Source organism: Variovorax monticola, from assembly GCF_051216855.1.
Classification (GTDB): domain Bacteria; phylum Pseudomonadota; class Gammaproteobacteria; order Burkholderiales; family Burkholderiaceae_C; genus Variovorax.
Genome location: NZ_JBPJZP010000002.1, coordinates 345,238 through 361,458, shown reverse-complemented (window position 1 = coordinate 361,458; position 16,221 = coordinate 345,238). Strand labels below are relative to the sequence as shown.

General features: G+C 58.0%; 13 protein-coding genes and 1 pseudogene. 2 read left to right on the top strand and 12 right to left on the bottom strand.

Annotation, left to right across the window (positions count from 1 at the left end; all coding sequences use genetic code 11):
* The first annotated feature begins 66 nt into the window (after positions 1-66).
* Complete coding sequence (locus ACSFA5_RS06995; protein ID WP_435443307.1) at positions 67-300, top strand: AbrB/MazE/SpoVT family DNA-binding domain-containing protein; 234 nt, start codon at positions 67-69, stop codon at positions 298-300.
* 367 nt (positions 301-667) lie between these two features.
* On the opposite strand, the gene ACSFA5_RS06990 is transcribed toward ACSFA5_RS06995, so the two are convergent.
* The 5 genes from ACSFA5_RS06990 to ACSFA5_RS06970 all read right to left on the bottom strand — a co-directional run bounded on the left by ACSFA5_RS06990 (position 668) and on the right by ACSFA5_RS06970 (position 8,719).
* Complete coding sequence (locus tag ACSFA5_RS06990) at positions 668-1,732, bottom strand: AAA family ATPase (RefSeq protein ID WP_435443306.1); 1,065 nt, start codon at positions 1,730-1,732, stop codon at positions 668-670.
* Between the two features lie 629 nt (positions 1,733-2,361).
* Complete coding sequence (locus ACSFA5_RS06985) at positions 2,362-3,198, bottom strand: hypothetical protein (protein ID WP_435443305.1); 837 nt, start codon at positions 3,196-3,198, stop codon at positions 2,362-2,364.
* Between the two features lie 160 nt (positions 3,199-3,358).
* Entirely contained in the window at positions 3,359-5,854 is a 2,496-nt protein-coding gene (locus tag ACSFA5_RS06980; protein ID WP_435443304.1) for a DEAD/DEAH box helicase, read from the bottom strand.
* 30 nt (positions 5,855-5,884) lie between these two features.
* Positions 5,885-6,847 carry an OST-HTH/LOTUS domain-containing protein gene (locus ACSFA5_RS06975; protein ID WP_435443303.1) on the bottom strand — a complete coding sequence of 321 codons (963 nt, stop codon included), beginning with the start codon at positions 6,845-6,847 and terminating at the stop codon, positions 5,885-5,887.
* 222 nt (positions 6,848-7,069) lie between these two features.
* The gene (locus ACSFA5_RS06970; RefSeq protein ID WP_435443302.1) at positions 7,070-8,719 is read right to left on the bottom strand and encodes a hypothetical protein; all 1,650 of its coding nucleotides are present in this window, start codon (positions 8,717-8,719) and stop codon (positions 7,070-7,072) included.
* Positions 8,720-9,051: 332 nt separating this feature from the next.
* On the opposite strand from ACSFA5_RS06970, the gene ACSFA5_RS06965 reads away from it, so the two are divergent.
* Positions 9,052-9,552: a hypothetical protein gene (locus ACSFA5_RS06965; protein WP_435443301.1), complete on the top strand. Its 501-nt coding sequence runs from the start codon at positions 9,052-9,054 to the stop codon at positions 9,550-9,552.
* Positions 9,553-9,583: 31 nt separating this feature from the next.
* Here ACSFA5_RS06965 and ACSFA5_RS06960 read toward each other — a convergent pair.
* The 7 genes and pseudogenes from ACSFA5_RS06960 to ACSFA5_RS06930 form a co-directional block, all read right to left on the bottom strand.
* Positions 9,584-9,990: pseudogene (locus ACSFA5_RS06960) on the bottom strand (IS21 family transposase); the annotation flags it as partial.
* Between the two features lie 207 nt (positions 9,991-10,197).
* A complete protein-coding gene (locus ACSFA5_RS06955; RefSeq protein WP_435443300.1) occupies positions 10,198-11,163 on the bottom strand; it encodes a plasmid partitioning protein RepB C-terminal domain-containing protein in 966 nt (321 codons plus the stop codon).
* On the bottom strand, positions 11,160-12,059 hold the full coding sequence (locus ACSFA5_RS06950; protein WP_435443299.1) for a plasmid partitioning protein RepB C-terminal domain-containing protein: 900 nt from the start codon (positions 12,057-12,059) through the stop codon (positions 11,160-11,162). Before ACSFA5_RS06950 ends, ACSFA5_RS06955 begins: the two co-directional genes overlap by 4 nt.
* Complete coding sequence (locus tag ACSFA5_RS06945) at positions 12,056-13,567, bottom strand: recombinase family protein (RefSeq protein ID WP_435444071.1); 1,512 nt, start codon at positions 13,565-13,567, stop codon at positions 12,056-12,058. The genes ACSFA5_RS06950 and ACSFA5_RS06945 overlap by 4 nt, the downstream gene beginning before the upstream one ends.
* A gap of 590 nt (positions 13,568-14,157) precedes the next feature.
* On the bottom strand, positions 14,158-14,628 hold the full coding sequence (locus ACSFA5_RS06940; RefSeq protein WP_435443298.1) for a hypothetical protein: 471 nt from the start codon (positions 14,626-14,628) through the stop codon (positions 14,158-14,160).
* Between the two features lie 181 nt (positions 14,629-14,809).
* Positions 14,810-15,271 carry a DUF4124 domain-containing protein gene (locus ACSFA5_RS06935; RefSeq protein ID WP_435443297.1) on the bottom strand — a complete coding sequence of 154 codons (462 nt, stop codon included), beginning with the start codon at positions 15,269-15,271 and terminating at the stop codon, positions 14,810-14,812.
* A 1-nt stretch (position 15,272) separates the two neighbouring features.
* Positions 15,273-16,148, bottom strand: a complete 876-nt coding sequence (locus ACSFA5_RS06930; RefSeq protein ID WP_435444070.1) for a restriction endonuclease — start codon at positions 16,146-16,148, stop codon at positions 15,273-15,275.
* Between the last annotated feature and the right edge of the window lie 73 nt (positions 16,149-16,221).

Here is a 16,221-nt window from a genome sequence, read left to right as displayed (position 1 = left end):
AGTGCTGCCCCTCCTCAATTTGCTGATACGCAACGTATAGCTTCAGATGGAAAGGGCTCGGACATCATGCATCGGCTGGGAAAGTGGGGGAATTCCACGGGCCTGCGGCTGCCCGCATCCGTGATGGAAGCCGCAGGGCTTGAGGCCGGTGACTACGTGTACGTGCGCCTGCTCGACACCGGTGACATCCGCGTTCGGCCCGTGAAGAACGCACAGCCTGCCCACCCGCTGGCGGCTGATGGGGAGATCGGCACTGCAGAGATCGCGGTGCCCACTGCGGCAGTGGTGACGACGTGGTGACCCTGCTGCTTGAACTGCTGGACTCCCAGCCGCCTGGTCGCATGTGGATCATTGGCCAGACGCCGTCGCGTGCACTGTCCGACGTGTTGAACGTGGCGCTGCGGGCCTTGATGTTGTTTGGCCCCTTGACCTGTTGTTGAGACCGGGCGCTGGCAGGTCGGTCGTCTGCCACCCCGGTCATCTGGCGGGAATTCCAAGGGCCTGCCAGCGCCAAACCCCAAGGTCATTACGGATGACTACCAGGTGATCCAGAGCGCATGGTCACGACAGCGGAATGCGTGCCGAACTGCCGGCGTTGGAACGTCTCGGTCATTCATGATGCCGATTGCATGGATTGCATGGATTGCATGGATTGCATGTGGTCGCGTCAAAGCGGCGAGGGCGAGACGGCGGTCGACTCATCCTCATCGTTATTCCAAAACACTGCCGCCGCTTCCTCATCGAGCTTTCTTTGGCGTGACGCCGCCGCCAGCGCCTCGGACTCCATAACATCTTTCAGGTCGCGCGAAACCATCGCTTCAGTTAATGCAAGCGCAAAGGCGATCTCCTTGTTGGATTTCTTTTGAAGCTTCATCTTGCCGACCAGAATCTTCCGTTCGAGTCGCGCAGTAGCCTCGGGGTCAAACGTCCCTTCGCTCACATGCGGATGAACCTCGATGCCGTAGTCCATTTTGTCCTCCAGGCAGGTCTGCCAGAAAGATGCGCATCGCGGCATCACATCCGAGTCATCGAGGCGCTGCCGATTTATCACGCATCCTGTTCCATAGGTGCCAGGTGCGGCAGCATCAATAGTCAACGAGATCGTGGACGACGTCCGTTCCTCGTTCATGAGCCTGCCAGATGAGAGCCCTTCCATAAAGAGCGCTATGACCGTGTTTCGACGACTCAAGAGTTTGGCCCAGGACTCGACGGCGTCCCGTGCGTAACGATCCAACTGCCCTCTTTTCGTAAATACCGCGACGTCGTCGATGAGCACGACTTCGCAGTCAGCGGGGATGGATTTCTCAAAAACCTCTTGACCCTCGACAGTGTCCAGCTCCATCGGGTCGTCTCGCGCGAGGGTGCGCTGGTAGATCGTCAGGTTCTTGCTGGCCGTTTCCCTTTCGTTCTCATCGAACGTTTCGAGGACCTTGGAGAAGCGGAACTGGTCCGACTCCGGATCACCAGAGCCGGACAGCACCCAAACCTTGCAGGGGCGATTGACGGCGAAGGGGCCGAGATCGCGGCCGGCCGCGAGCGAGCAAGCAAGGACGACTTGGAACCAGCGCGGGTTGACGCCGGGCTCGACGAGAAAGCGCGCGACGCTGTGTTCGCGAATCATCCCCTCAAGCAACGGGTTGTGCCCGGTGATCCGAATCGACAGGAAGTCCCTCACTGAAATCGGGCGCACCTTCTCCATGTTCTCGTAGATATCTCTAATTGCGGTCGGCATCGGACACTCCAAAAGAAAGCCATCCCCTGGAAACCGTCGAAGAAGTGATCGACGGCAAGAACAAGTTCGGAGATGCCCAGCGGTGCCAGTTCGGGGTATGACCGCCCGCGAGCAACTCGATAGGTCGTCAAGGCAAAGGGAAGGCGCGCGCACGCAACGACCCAAACGACTCAACGCATTGCGCGCGGAGTCGTGCAAGAGGCAGTAAGCCTCATGCTGCAGTCGACAGACCGGGTTTGGGGTTGTGTGGGAGCCAGTGGCAAGAAGGTAGGGAAACGCACCGTATGCCACCAGTACGACAGAGCATGTAGAACATGCATCACGTCGGTTAGGAACTCAATGTAGCCGACAAATTCTGCCCTGTCTAGTGCCAGGGCTTGCTCCGCTCGGTCGACATTTGTGCAAGGCCTGCCGCGAACGTGTGACGCCCGGCTCAGGCCGCTGCTGCTAGCTGGGAGGACGGCGCACTCGTTGCTTATGTGCCGGTCGAGGCAGCGAAATGATGAGCCTGCCGCTCGGCCTTTCTGAAACCTTGTCGCTGGGCAACAGCGTGCTGCAGCCCCTGTGGTTGGTGAATGCGGGTCGCCACTTGTTATTAGGACGGATCATTTGACCGGCATGATGTGGGGTCAGCCGCCCGCGCCATGTCCGCTTACGCCAGGCCATAGGGCGTGCGGAAACACGTCAAGCTCGACGTCTGTGTCTGAAGGTCCTAGTAGGGTGACCTTCATGGAGTTGTTTCCATCTTCAGAAGCAGTGACCACGGAGTCGCCCGCGCTGCCCGGAAACAGGAAGTCGGCCGGGAAGGCGCCGGCCGCAACCGTTTGGCCATTGAAGTCAAGAGGCCGCCAGTCAACGGACTGAAATCGTGGATGGATGCTCAGTACCGCATGGACTTCCGTGAATTCAATTTGCCTGCTATCTATTTCAATGAAGGTGCCTTCCGGAACACGGAAGCTAAAAGAGAAGTGATCGGTCTTCTTGAGAACGGCGCCAAGATTCGCCATGATTGCCCTTGTCAGCCCACCTTCCAGCGCCACCGCCATGATCAGTTGGCCAAGAGGATGCTCGATGCCTGGCCCGTGCGCAACGACATCGGGATCGACGCGGAGGCGGGCGGATTCGTCAGAGCTGGAGCGAAGCGTCAAGGACGCCTCGCGCAGTGGAAAACCAACATCTGCCACCGTGCCGCCCTTGAGCTTGCCGAACAACGCCTGCCACTTGAAGTGCTGCGCCTCCCCGAATGTCAGGAGCGTGATGTCATCTTTTTTCGCCTTCTTGTATACCTCTCGCGTGAAACCTGATTCGGAGACGAGAACTGTCTTGGCGATGGGGAGATCAGCGTGTTTGGCACGCATCTCGCGGTACCACTCGATGGTCGCCTTCCTCTTTCCTGCTGTGCACTCGACCCCGACCAGGACCTTGTGACTGCCGACGACCTCTTCAATAACGATGTCGACCTCCACAGGGCTACCCGTGTCTCTATCCTGAAGAAAGCGAGATTCCGTGACCGTGCCCCCACGCGATAGGTGACCTTGGATGGCGCGGACAAGGCGCTGAAAGGCGTTAGAACGTGCTGGCACGACGTTCAACTTCACGGAGTTCGATTGGGGGCAAGGCTAATTCCTACTTGGCGCTTTTGGGTGCGAGCGTGAAATTTGCCAGCAAGCGCTCCGGCGTCAGATTTTCATGCTCCAAGAGCTGCTGCGTCCGCTTCGCATCCAGCGTTTCCAACGACGCTGCTGCCGCCTTGATATAGGACCGAACGGCATCTTTGAACGCGGGAAGCGTATCGAGGGTAATGACCCTGGCAGTCGGATGCGGCGTAGCGGCTGCCTCGAACGTTCTAGAAGGATGAACAAGAACCGCGATGGCGGTACACGATTGGTCGTACCTCTTGCCAAACCAGTTCATAGAGCCGCTGAGTTGGTTGGCGTAGGTCTTGGTGACTGTATCAACCGTCGCCCCGCTCTTGCACTCGATGACGAAATACTGCAAGTTGCCCACCGCCCAGAGAACGTCGGGACCGCTATTGAAATCGATTTCGGGCCGTTGAGCCAAGAAGCCCAAGAACTCTGCCAACTGCTGCATGGCAGCCTCAAATGTGTTCGCATTGCCCGGCGCAAAATTCAGCTCGTCCAGAATGCCATTGATATGCACCAGCAGACTATTGGCCTTCCCTTCGTAGGCTCGAAGCTTCCAGGCTGCGTTCCTTGCTTGAATCAGGTCCTTCGCCTTCAGTTTCTCGTAGTCAACCCCGTCGAGGGGACGCGTCACACGGCGATTGACTTCGAGAGCGGCCTTTAGAATCTGCTGCGCCTCAACACCATCGGTGTACTGGACGTATTCGGCAAGCTGCCACTTGAGCCACCCGATGGTGTAGTTGTTCTCCTCTGCACTTGCGGTACGGATCACGTCCTGCAGGGCTTGGCGAGCTACTTTGTAGTTGCGAATGGATGCGGCGTCGAATGCGGCCCGCTGAGCGACAGCAATCGATCTGATGTTGCCTTTGTCCGGGTATGTGAGATTCGCAACCGCCTCGCGCGCAACCTTCTTCCACTCGGAGCTTTGATTCAAGCAAACCTCGATTGCTTCATCAAGCTCGCCGATTCCGCCTTCCAATTGGCCCGCGACCTCCAGAGATTTTTCGATCTGAGCGCGGGTCGCAGGTGAGAACAACTGCTTGGCATCCATGAGGAACATCGTCTTGATCAGCGATGCCCCCATCAAGAGCACAACGCAGTAGTCATCGTTGGCCCGAATCCCTCGCCCCATACCCTGCTCAATCCGCTGGATTTGCTTGGCAACAATGTGTCGACTCCCCGCCAGCATATTGGTCTCGATGCGTTCGTAAAGACGTCGAGCTTGCGGAAGACCGTCGAGCACCAAGATGCGACATGCTGAGCCCGGGAGATCGATGCCGTCGTACTTGTTGACCATCACGACAAGGCCAACATGCCCTTTCTTGAGTTGATCAACAGCGTCCTCAAGATTTGCGGCGGTTACGACGAGGTCCGCGACGTCCTTCCAAAACGTCACTCGAAAATCGGAAGGGACGATGACGACCGTGTTGTAAATCTTGGATTTCTCTTTGAGGAACTCCTTGATCTGCTTCTCGGACAGCTCGGGATCTATTTCTTGCGGCACAAGAATCATGCGATCACCGATGTCGTTGGCGACGTTGGGCGTGATGTGATCCACGACCATTTCCGGTCTCGCGTTGAAATCGGAAACCAGTATCGAGTCGTCTGAGAGCGTGGCCGTCAAGAAGATGCGTCGTTTGGCGTCAGTGAAAGAGGGAATCGCTTCGATGGGCAGACATCTTGGCGAAATTTCCAGCTTGCTCCCGGAGATGACGCAGCGGCTTTGATCCAGATGGTTCTTGATGAGCGGCCAGTTGAACTTGATCTTGTCGTCTTGCCGATGCTCGGTCATGATTTTTGCGACCTGAGTGCTCTTGGCATGCCACGCCCAGAACGGGACAAGCATTTCTGTGTCCGGTGCACCATCCTCCAACTCCAGGAGTTTCGTGTCGTTCTGCGCGAGCAGATCATCACGAAACAGCTTGAGAACTTCCGCATAGATCTCGTGCCCACTGTCCACGCTCAGGGTGAACTGACTCTCCGTTGTGGCCAAACAGGCATGGGCATCGTCGATGAGCACGACACCAAGTGGAATTTTCGTCCCAGTGTCCGTCGTACCGAACACCGAGAGCCCGTTGACCAGATGGAAGATGTTCGTGACCAGGATCGCCTTTCCTTGCAGGAAGGCGCCGCTGGTATGGTCAGTCGTCACAGAAATTCCCATGTCGGCCGCCTCTTTGAGCACCTGACGGGTAAGGTATTTGTCGGGGGTTACATAGACTGCTGGCCCGACACCTTCATTAAGACAGCTCTTGAGCATGAGCAGCCCAACAATCGTCTTGCCGCCGCCCGTGTTCATTTTGACAACAAGGTCCCTGTCGTTTCGGCGTGACATCCAGCGTTCCCACACCTGAGACTGAACGTCGCGCGGGTACTTGTACTTCGGATCTTTGTCCGGGAGCAGATTGAATATCTCCCGTGGGCTGACTTCCTTGTCTACCAAAGATTGACCACTTAGCTTGCCGAGGTTGAGAGGCATTTTTTCCTTTTATGGAAGTGATGGCATCGGTCATGCCCTGCGAGATCGCGCAGACATCGACCCGAGCGGAAGAATACGTGCGCTGGACTGTAGCGGCTGCGTGAGGCTTTGGAATTCTGTGCGGCCCGGCATTTGCGCGGAGCCTTGAATGCGCCGTATCGTGAACTGTCTTGATTCGTGCAGCACCTGCCGCCAGGTCGTACAGCCGTAACGCTTGAGGGTCTGTTCAGGATGCATGAGGTTCATCTGCTCGATGACCTGGCCGAGGTCTGCCCAACCGTCGACAGCCAGCGCCGCTTCGGCCGCACGCAGATGCCGCACGATGCCGCAGTTCGGCCAGTCGACCGTGCCATCCGGGTAGATGCCATCGAACAGCAAGTCGGTATACGCGGGGCTCGCCACGAATGCCCCCGTGGCGCTGCGGGCTTGATCCATGGTGATCGCCCATTGACGCAACTCGGCGTAGTGGCCATCGACCTTCGCCATTCCAACGTCGATGTACGCGTCCGCGTCATGGCACCCAGTTTCAGACCAGATGTCGAATCGTTCAAGGAAGTGATGCACGAGTTCGTTGCGCAGCGCGACGAGTTCTTTCAGTCCCGCCACGACGCGTTCGTAGTCTTCTGGCTGTAGTGCCATCCGTGTCTGCATGCGGAACCAGATGCGCTGGGAGTCGACTGGCTCGCACTCGGGCTCGACCATGTCCGGCGGCTCCGGCTGCAGGTAGGTCCCGGTCAACTCGGCGACCAACTGTCCGAGCGTCATGCGCGAAACGACTTCACCGCGCTTCTGTAGGATGGCCATCAGTTCATCGGAAGGGCCGGTGATCTCGAAATCAACGGCCAGCGCCTTCATCAAGCGTTCGTACTGCTGAAGACGGATCAGACAACGCCCGAGTTTGCGCTGGACCTCGCGCTGCAGTGTCGAAACTGGCTCAACTGGCCTCTGCTCGACGGTCAAGTCTTGCCCTGGAATCTGTAGTTCGATGCTCATGCCCTCTTTCATGAGTTTGCTTATAGGCCTCGCCTTCGCCTCTGAATGCCGCCGCTAGTACCAGCCTCGCCCCATCTACCCGAACAGCATGCATTCGACCTCGTGCCTACCTCGCCGCCACCGACTATCTGCATCAGCACCGAGGCTCACTGGTATCGCGGACTCGGTCGCTATCGGCAAGCATCTACAAGGGCTGATTGGCTGGATTTTCCAACTCGCGCGTCAGGGTGCCACAGTTCGCCGAGAACGCGGCGACTTAAGGGCCACCACCTTCTCGAAGAACATCGTCCCGTGGTGCATCGGCATGCCCTCGATGCTCTGCATCCGACCGCTGCCATGCGCGTACCGGATGCCGTTCGTGATCACGACTGCGACGCCCATTTCCTTGAGTTCGTCGAGCAGTTCTTGAACATCGCGTGCAAGCGCGGACTCTTCAATGGGCTCCGCGACCGTGTCGAGTCCCTTCACTTGCTCGCCGAACGGTCCTGTGCTGAACTGAAGCAGTTCAACGTACTCTTGGAGCGCTTCACCGATGCGACTGACCTCGTCTGCCTCTTCCCCTCGCAGGCTTTCACCCATGATGCGGTGCCACATGTGTGTCTGCTTCAACGCACGCAGGAACACGGCGCCGTCTTGGATGCGAACCCCAGTTCCTTCCGACTTCTCTGGCGGAAGCAAGGCGTTCGGATGTGCCAAGCCGAGCGCGTCGGACAGTTTGGGGATAACCGATTCGTGGGCGTAGGCGTACTTCAAGGCGCGTTGCACCACATTGAGCGGCAGCTTCGCCAACAACGCGAGCTGTTTCGGTGTCAGATTGACCTCGCGCATCGCGCCCTCAAGCGCGTCCTTGTTGAATGGAAGAACGTTTTCGGCATCTTCAGCCGCCGTCATGATGCGGCCGAGATGGTGCGTCGCATCGAGGCCCGTCAACCGACGTAAGCGCGCAAGGCGCTTGAGCAGCCCGTTCAGTTGCTCGACGGACAGGCCACCAGGCACCAAGTCCCCGTCAGTGTTCGACATCCAGCCTGGTGTTAACTCGATGGGCCCGTTGTCCGAGTCAAAGCGCAGCACGCCATCGACGGCAGTCGCTTCGGGGGTTCCGCGGAAGCTATCAAGCACCGGCAGCAACTCAAGGTCTCCCCAGCACGTCAGTTGGTCTCCAGTGTTGACTTGGCGCACCTGCGGGCACAGGTAATACTCAGGTGCCAGGGTCATACAGCGCAGCGAGTTGAGCACCATAAGGCCCGGGTGGGAGTATTCCAGTGCACGAGTCAATCGCTCGCAGAACACTCGCAACTCGGTTGGCGGCAGAACGCCCATTTCAGCCTTTGCCTCGGTGCCGACAAAGCGGCAAAGCTTGAATTGCAACCACGGCGCGGTAGGGTGCTCCAGCTCGACGAAAAGCATCTCCGAGCTGAAGCTGAGCGTGCAAAGCGAGACGGCAGTCGTTGTTGGCCACTCGCTGGCCACCACCTTGAGCAGCCGGTCTGTGGCTTCCGACATCGTCGGGAATGTTTCGACGGCGAGGTAGAGCCCGCCGTCCTTGACAGCCTGTAACCCATAGACCACATGCTGCAGCTCGGCGTCGCCGAACGGCAGGCTCGCCTGCAGGGTGCGCATCCAGTTCGGCTGGTCGCAGACACGAGCAAGTGCTTCCAGCGCGTTGGTGTATTTGATAACAACGCCATGGGCCGCCAGTGCTGCGACCAGTTTTCGGGCGACTAGTTTGGAATCAGCGAGCTTGTGCAGTTCGACCGAGCGGCACACGTTCTGGGCCGCAGTATCAGACAGGGTCGTACCGCGGGCGGCAATGAACTCGGACAGCCGCGCAGCTTGGTCGACAACGGGAAGAGAAGAAATAATCGAAGCCATGGGCTTCCTCCGAAGGTTAGACCTGCGGAACTCGCGGTTGGCGCTGCGCATTGCCGTGCGAGTCCACAGTGGACCTCACGGTAGGAAATACTCATGGCCGCCTGAGCGGCTGGTGTCGTTCGCCGGATTTTGCCGTGCCGCTTTCGCGGTGCGCAACTGACAGGCCCCGGGGTGACCTGGCGGAATTTTAGCTACGAGCTTGGGGGCCGTGTCAAGATGTTTCGCGGGCAGGCGCAAAATCGATACTCGCCTCCACCCCGAATGAAACGACCTTTACTTCAAGGCGCAGATTCGCAACTGGTTGCTCCAAGATATTGCCGTCATCAGTTTGTTTGACCTCGAATATTTTTAGCGCCAGCAAATGGAAAGTCGAATCCCCGGAAAATCCGACGACGATAGATGCCCTTTCAAAAATCTTCCCCTCCATCAAAAGAAAACATTCGATGCCAGAAGCAAAAAATATGAGCTATGCCGAGATCCAGAACCGGATCAAAGGCATGGATGCTGAACGTGCGGAGCTTGAGACTGCGCTTCAAGCCAAGCGTGGCGAGGAAATCAAGGTTCTCGCTGACGGATACGCGAAGAAGCTTCAAGCAGGAGGATTTTCGATCTCCGAGGGCATTAAGGCATTGGCACCATACGACACAGCAACGGCCAAGCGCTCGGGCACTGCGCCGCGTCCGCCGCGCGAGGTTGAAACTGGCACGACGTACAAGAATCCCGAAACCGGTGAGACATGGAAGGCCGGAGCGAAGGGCCGCGTTGTCGGATGGCTTCAGAGGCAGATCGATGCCGGCAAGCGCGCTGCATCCTTCGCAACAAATGCAGTCTAACTAGGTCGCTTTGCCTCAGTTGTTAAATGGGGCGCATCGAGCGCTTCAGGCGCCGTGCATAGCGTCGATACCGCTCGCAGAACTTGGGCTATAGCGGTAGTTCGGCTGCCCGGGCTGGGCCGCGACGTGCTCCTCCCACAGCATGAGTGTCACGCCCTTGCGCCGCAGCTCCTGGTGCACGCGGCCGTAGTCAGGCTGCACGTAGTGCGAGGGACGGTCCAGTCAGCCTTGCACGACTCAGCGCTCCGGCGCCGCGTCGCCCAGCGTTTGAACGGTGGGCCAACCCAGGCCCGCGACGCTGGCAAGGCCAACGTACTTGGCCATGACGCCCTTGGAGATGCCGAGTGAAGCCGCGATCCGTTCATCGGAGAGGCGGGCTTCGAGCTTGAGACAAAGGACGTCTCTGATCTTGCGCATGTTGATCCTTGGTGCGGGCAAGCCTGTCTCCGGAAGAAGTCGGAGACAGGCTACCCGCATGGGGTGTATGAAATGCGCAACACCAACACACGGACATACGGTAGCGTTCCGCTACCTTGATCGTTGATTCCGGACCATCTAGAAGTCGGCCCCGTTGAGCCCGGAATCACCGATCACGTTCGCGCGGAATTCCCGGTTACGCTGCCCCGGAGTACCCAGATTCAGATACTAAGCACGTTTGCTTGATCTTCGTTCAGTTTCTTCAGGCGATAGCGCAGATTGCGAGACCTGCGTGATCTCGCTAATGCTCTGGAACTCTTTCAAGTACTCAGGCCGATTCTCGGCGAGCCATCGCACTACCGGCGCACAGTCCAGCCACGCGCTTAAAAAGCGCTTGATCACCGTCAGCAGCAGCACGTCTGGCCCGAAGCTGTCTTCCACAGCTCTGACCTGACTTTGAAGTACCGCGATCTCTCGTTCCAAGCGGGCCATGGATTCAACGGAAACGGAATCGTCGTTTGCGGCGGTGTTTGCGACCAGCAGGCTCGGAGGTGTGTTCAACAGCATCGCGTCGGCGAACACCGTGGCGAAATTGTTCTGCCCGATCATTAACTCGGCTGCTTCGATTTGCCGTACCGGCTTCATCCGCCTGAGTATTGCAAACAGCTTAGCTGGGCAAAGCTTGTCCTCAAGCAACTCTGCTGCTTCATCACAAATGCCGTCAAGCATCCGAAATCGATTCCGAATGGTTGACGGCGAGAGATTGAGCGTCTTGGCCAGCCGTTCCGCAGGGAGCCCGCTCTCAATCGCCGCGACGATCATCTTGTGGGCTTGAACGGGTGTTTGCTTGTTGAGCTGCTTGTTGTAGGTGTAAGTATCATCGTCAGTCGCGATAAGACACGAGACTTCTTTCGCGCCGAGTTGCTTCAACGCCTCGATTCTCAAGTGGCCGTCCATCACGAAATACCGCCCCTTGCGGCTCGTATCTGGAAACACGGCGGGAGGCTCCACCAAGCCGATCTCGCTGATGGATGCGACGATCTGCAAGAACGCGACGCTTTCCTTGACAAGTGGGCGCAGCGTTTTGAGATACACGAGGTCCTGCAGCGGGACGACCACGCAGTCTTTCAGGAACGCCGTTCGGGTACGCGTTGCCTTGGTGCTGGCCTGCTCGGGTGTGGCATCAGTGTTCATGACCGCTCTCCCGACGCCATCCGCTCGTTGAGCAATACGGGTAGCGAATCCAGCTTGTGGGAACGCAGGATCGAGACAAATTGCTTGTTCCTCAAGATGTCCTTGAACGCCTGCATGGCGAATATCAATCGGTCGTGTGTGAATTCCGCTCGCTTCGCGGCAAGCCTCTGGTTTTCTGCTTCCCGTTCAAATATGCGTCTCAACTCCAGAGGTGTCAGCTTCTTGCGCTTGCCCGCACGACCCAGCGGCGCATTGCCGATGGATTTTGCGCGCTTCGCTCGCTGCTCTAACAGTCGGCGCAACACAGACAGCTTTCTTCCCTTGAAGCCCTGTTCATAGGCGTCGGACAGCAAGTCCTGAATCTCGGCGCCGCTGCGCGCAATGGTCGTCGCCATGCTCAACGGGATCATTCCGGTCTCCACCGCCGCCAGCAGCTTCTCTTCACCCCGCTCCAGCAAGCCGTTGATCATGTTGACCCATGAAGGCGTCACTCCAATCTTCTCGGCGATCTGGCTGTCACTAAAGCCGCGTTGCTTGAGACTCCCGACTTCGCGCATGAGGTCGATGGGGCGGTGCTGCACTCGTGCAATGTTTTCCACCAGACTCATCAGCATGCATTCCTCCTGCGATGCATCCGTCACGAACGCTGGAATCTCTTGTTGATTCAAAGCCTGAAACGCCTCCAAGCGGCCTTGTCCGCAAATCAGGTCGTAACGCACCGAACCATCTCTCATGGACTGTCGACTCAGCATGATCGGGCGCTTGAGGCCTACAGCCTGGATGTTTTCGACCACGCGCCGATGCTGTTGCCGGTTGCGTGTTCGAGGGTTCAACACGTGAATCAGATGGATGGGAATCATCTCCACGCTTTCATGAGTCGTCTGAGCATCAGTCATGCGGCTTCCTTCCAACTGCAGCGTGCAGCAAGTTTGTCAAGCACTTCGAGGGTATCGAATCGGTAGCTGTCGATGAGGCCTGGGTTTTCTTCGGTGACACGCACGGGCCATGCCGCCGTGTCGATGCTCGGAATAAGGTAGTAGTCCCTTGGCTGGGCGTTGACGCTGTCCATCCGGACCGCAATCGTGATGTCGGGCCGCAGACTGGAGTCGAAGCGAACGCGCCAACGAAGCATTCCTGCAGGCGTCGATTGGCATCGCACGACAACCACGGACGCCGTCCATTCATGGTTGATCGTCAACAAGTCCGTGATCGGGTTGCGTTGGACGACCGCACCTACAGCTAGCAGCCGGTCAATCACTCGTTGCGTCACGTCAGGTCGCCAGCGCCGAAGTTCTCGATTGATTTCAAGATAGCGGTAGTCCCTGTCCGGCTTAAAGCCGACGAGCGCGTAGGCCGCTATCAGACCGCCGAAACGAGAGCGATAAATCGTGCTCGATGGCATGCCCTCCTGCTCATCAATGATGAGTCCGGACAGCGTACCGCTGCGCTCTAGGAGTTCGCGAAGCAATGCCAGCATCTGCGCGTCGTCAAAACGACGAGAACGAGCGACGATGATCTCGCGTGCCTTCTCGAACAGCGCCTGCGATACGATTCCTTGGAATGCGCCATCGCAACGGATCCAGAATTCCGGGGCGTTGCGAACTCTCTCCTGTTTGAGCTTGAACGATTGGCGGTTGTAGACGTTGTTGCCGATGTATTTTTCGTTGGTGAGGATCTGATGGACCGTACCGCGCGTCCATGCCCGCCCTAGGTCTGTAAGCAGTCCTTCGGCGTTCAGCGTATCGGCAATGGCGCGTTCGGGCCTCTCATACTCAATGAAATCGCGGTAGATGCGATGTACGACGGTGATTTCTTCGGGTGGCCCCGGAACCAGGATGACACGATCCGTCTGGATGCTCTTGTGTTCACCAAATCTCAACGGGCCTTTAGAAATGCGGCGCTCGTCGAGCAACTCGCGGCGTAGGCCATATCCTGGCGTACCCCCTTGATGGAAGCCCAATCCCACGAGATGGCATTGACCGATGAAGACCTTGGTGGACAGCACTCGGCTGTACTCGCCATCCATCCACCGTTTGAAGTTCTTCACCACCGTCGACATCGGCTTGCCGTCATTGTCGAATGGCTCGGCGCAATAGGAGATGGGCACGCCTGCCTTGGTGCAAAGGTACTCGTAATGCGCGCTTTCGTCCGTGTTCTGGAATCGGCCCCAGCGACTGACGTCGTACACGAGGACGCCCTTGAACGCAGCGCGACCACTTTGTATGTCAGCGATGAGTCGGCGAAACTGTTCTCGGCCCTCCGTATCCAGTCCACTCTTACCCTCGTCCGCATAGGTGATTACGACCACCATGCCATGCTTGGCAGCGTAGTCGTTGATTGCCTCGGACTGGTTGTCCGTTGAGTAACGCTGGTGATCCGTGGACATGCGCACGTATGCAGCCACTGGAATCAAACCGTTTGCGTCGTTTGTCGCCGCACGTTTTCTTTTCGGAGCCAAACCAATCTCCTGTCGGTCGGGTTGGCCGGCACGAGTCAGTATGGTTGGCGGGATTCGGTTTTCAAGCACCCTGCGGGAGGCTTGGTTACGAATTGTCAGGTGCCCGAAGCCGGCAAGATCCGTACAGCGAACATGGAAAGCTCAGCCGTCACGTACCAAATACCCGCCGACCCGCAAAATTCCAAGCGCCTGTGCAACATCAACTTGGGCAGGCCACAGACCGCGAACTCTTTCCACGCTACCCTGCGCGCCTCGGTCAGCACAACGACCAACCGCGCGGCGCAGCTACACATGTAGCGATACGGTGCAGTTATCGCTACATTGCCATAGCAACATCTGAATCGAACTACGACCCTATTTGACCGCTAGGCCTATGGAGGATACCGAATTTGCAGATTGTGTCGCGCGCGGAAGCTGCCCAGCCGAGCGAAACGCCGCGCATCTTCACCGCCCCCCCCAATGCGGCGGCGCGGTGACATCCGCCGAGAACGCAACCAAGAATGGTCGTCGACGCAACCTCGTAATCTCGGCCTCGATCAAGAAAATGGATATAGAGACGCGTAGATCATATGAGCTACTTGGTAGTCAATCAGGTGCTTTCCGTGCGCATATGAAGTCACCACCCTCTGGATTTCAATTGGAGAGAAAGAGAACTTAGCTGGCAGCTTAAGCTTGCGCTTTATGGCGCTGTCCGCAGAGTTGCATTGCTCGCAAATGACGGTAGGTTCAAAGCGAGCAGCAAACCATTTTCCCCCTGCGTGGTCATGGTGCTCGTGATAGCCACCGGCCCAACCGGGGCGGCTTATTTCAGGCTTGTGAGGATAGAGGGTCGTCCAACGCAGAATTTCAAACTTAGTCCGCAGGCAACTCGGGCAGCGCCAGTCCTCCGGAAGGCGGGCGTAGATCCTGCGGCAGTGCGCGCCGTCGAATGCCCGAAAGTCCTCAATACTTGGTCGTTTGGCGACGAGGTTATGTAGTAAGACCGCCTCCCTGTAGGCGTCCTTCACTTGAGTGCCTCGACACGAAAAACATCGCCCGTTAGCAAAAAATTGCAGGTCACCGTTGGCACAGCGGCAAGCGATACTTCCGTTTGACATGGCTTTAACTCCGGTACTCCTCCTTGACATGACTATTCATTCATCAGAACGCTGGACGCCTTTCTGACCGTCGCGATATAGGCATGACAAATCAGCATTTGAGATCGAAGAATCTCTTGCGAATTTGATACAGCCGTACTTCTGCCTCTGCTCGCGCCTTGGCGTCTGAACTGCCGCCTCCACCTTCGAGCATAGGCAACTGGCGGTCAAGCTTCGCGCATTCCGCTTGATCCTGAGACGGCAGCCGCACTCGACGGCGTAGCACCTCCATCTCGCTGCGCGACTTTCCGGTCAACGGTTTCAGAGCGTCGTCGAACGCATTGTTCGTCTCTGCGCGCCGCACTTCTACTCCCTTACGGGATTGCCCCGACATCTTGTCCACACCTTGATTGGGCGTTGCGTCGATGACCTTCGCTCCCACACAAGGAGAATCCGAATAGGCGACGCGGCCATTCATCTCGCAGCGGTAGACCGGGGGCGCCGCTGATGCAATGCAAGAGACAAAGAGACATGAGAGCGCGACCAGCCGGCTCACGGTGTAGCTGGAGCCCATGTCAAGCTATCGACCGGACACCCCGGCACGACGGATACTGAGAGCATCCCCAAAACTGCCCGCCAGCATTCGCACCCTTCTTGGCAATACGCTTGACCATCCCTGAGCCACATGCAGGGCACACAGCTTCGCTGGCCGCGACACCAGGTGCACTCGGTGATACGGGCGGGTGCAACCTGTCGGCAGCATCGACACGCGAAGATAGCGATTGCCGCGCTTGTCTGATCAGGCCGAACAATCGATGCCCATCCACCAGCTTGACATTGCGGCCATCGGCAAAGGCCTTGGCATCCTCGCTGAAGCTGCCTGAGGTCACCACGAACCCGCCTGTAGCACCCTTCGCCGCCATCACGCCGTACAGCTCGCGCACCACGTCGACGCCAACCTTATAGGCCTTCCACTGCTTGCACTGGACGAGGAATTTCTCTGTGCCCTTCGAGAGCACGAGGTCCACGCCGCCATCTGCCCCGCCACCACCGGTTTCGGAGACACCGAAGCCTTGCAGGCGAAAGGCCTCACCGACCAACATCTCGAACTCGCGCCACGACATTCCGTCGAGCACATCGGCCCCCTTGGCCTGTGCGGCATTCGAGATTAGGGCTCGGCGCTGATGGCGCCGCCATGCCGAAACTCCTGCACCGCCGAGGCAGATCAGCGGCACCACATACTGGCCGAAGCCTGCCAGTGCGGCTCCCATCGAGCGGGCAATCAAGTCACCCATCTGGCCTGGCTGAAGTGCGACCGCCGTTGGCGGCGCTGCCAGCCTGTGCAAGAGCACGTAGCTGATCGCCGCGAGGACGATGCCGGCCCACCATGGCAGCAGGGACACCAGATCCATCAGATCTTCCGCAGGACTCGTTTTCTGTCTTCTAGCCAAGTTTCCCTCCACTGCAATCAAGCTTACTGTTGCCGAGCGATTTGCAGATGTCGTCCTCAAATTTTTTTGCCGC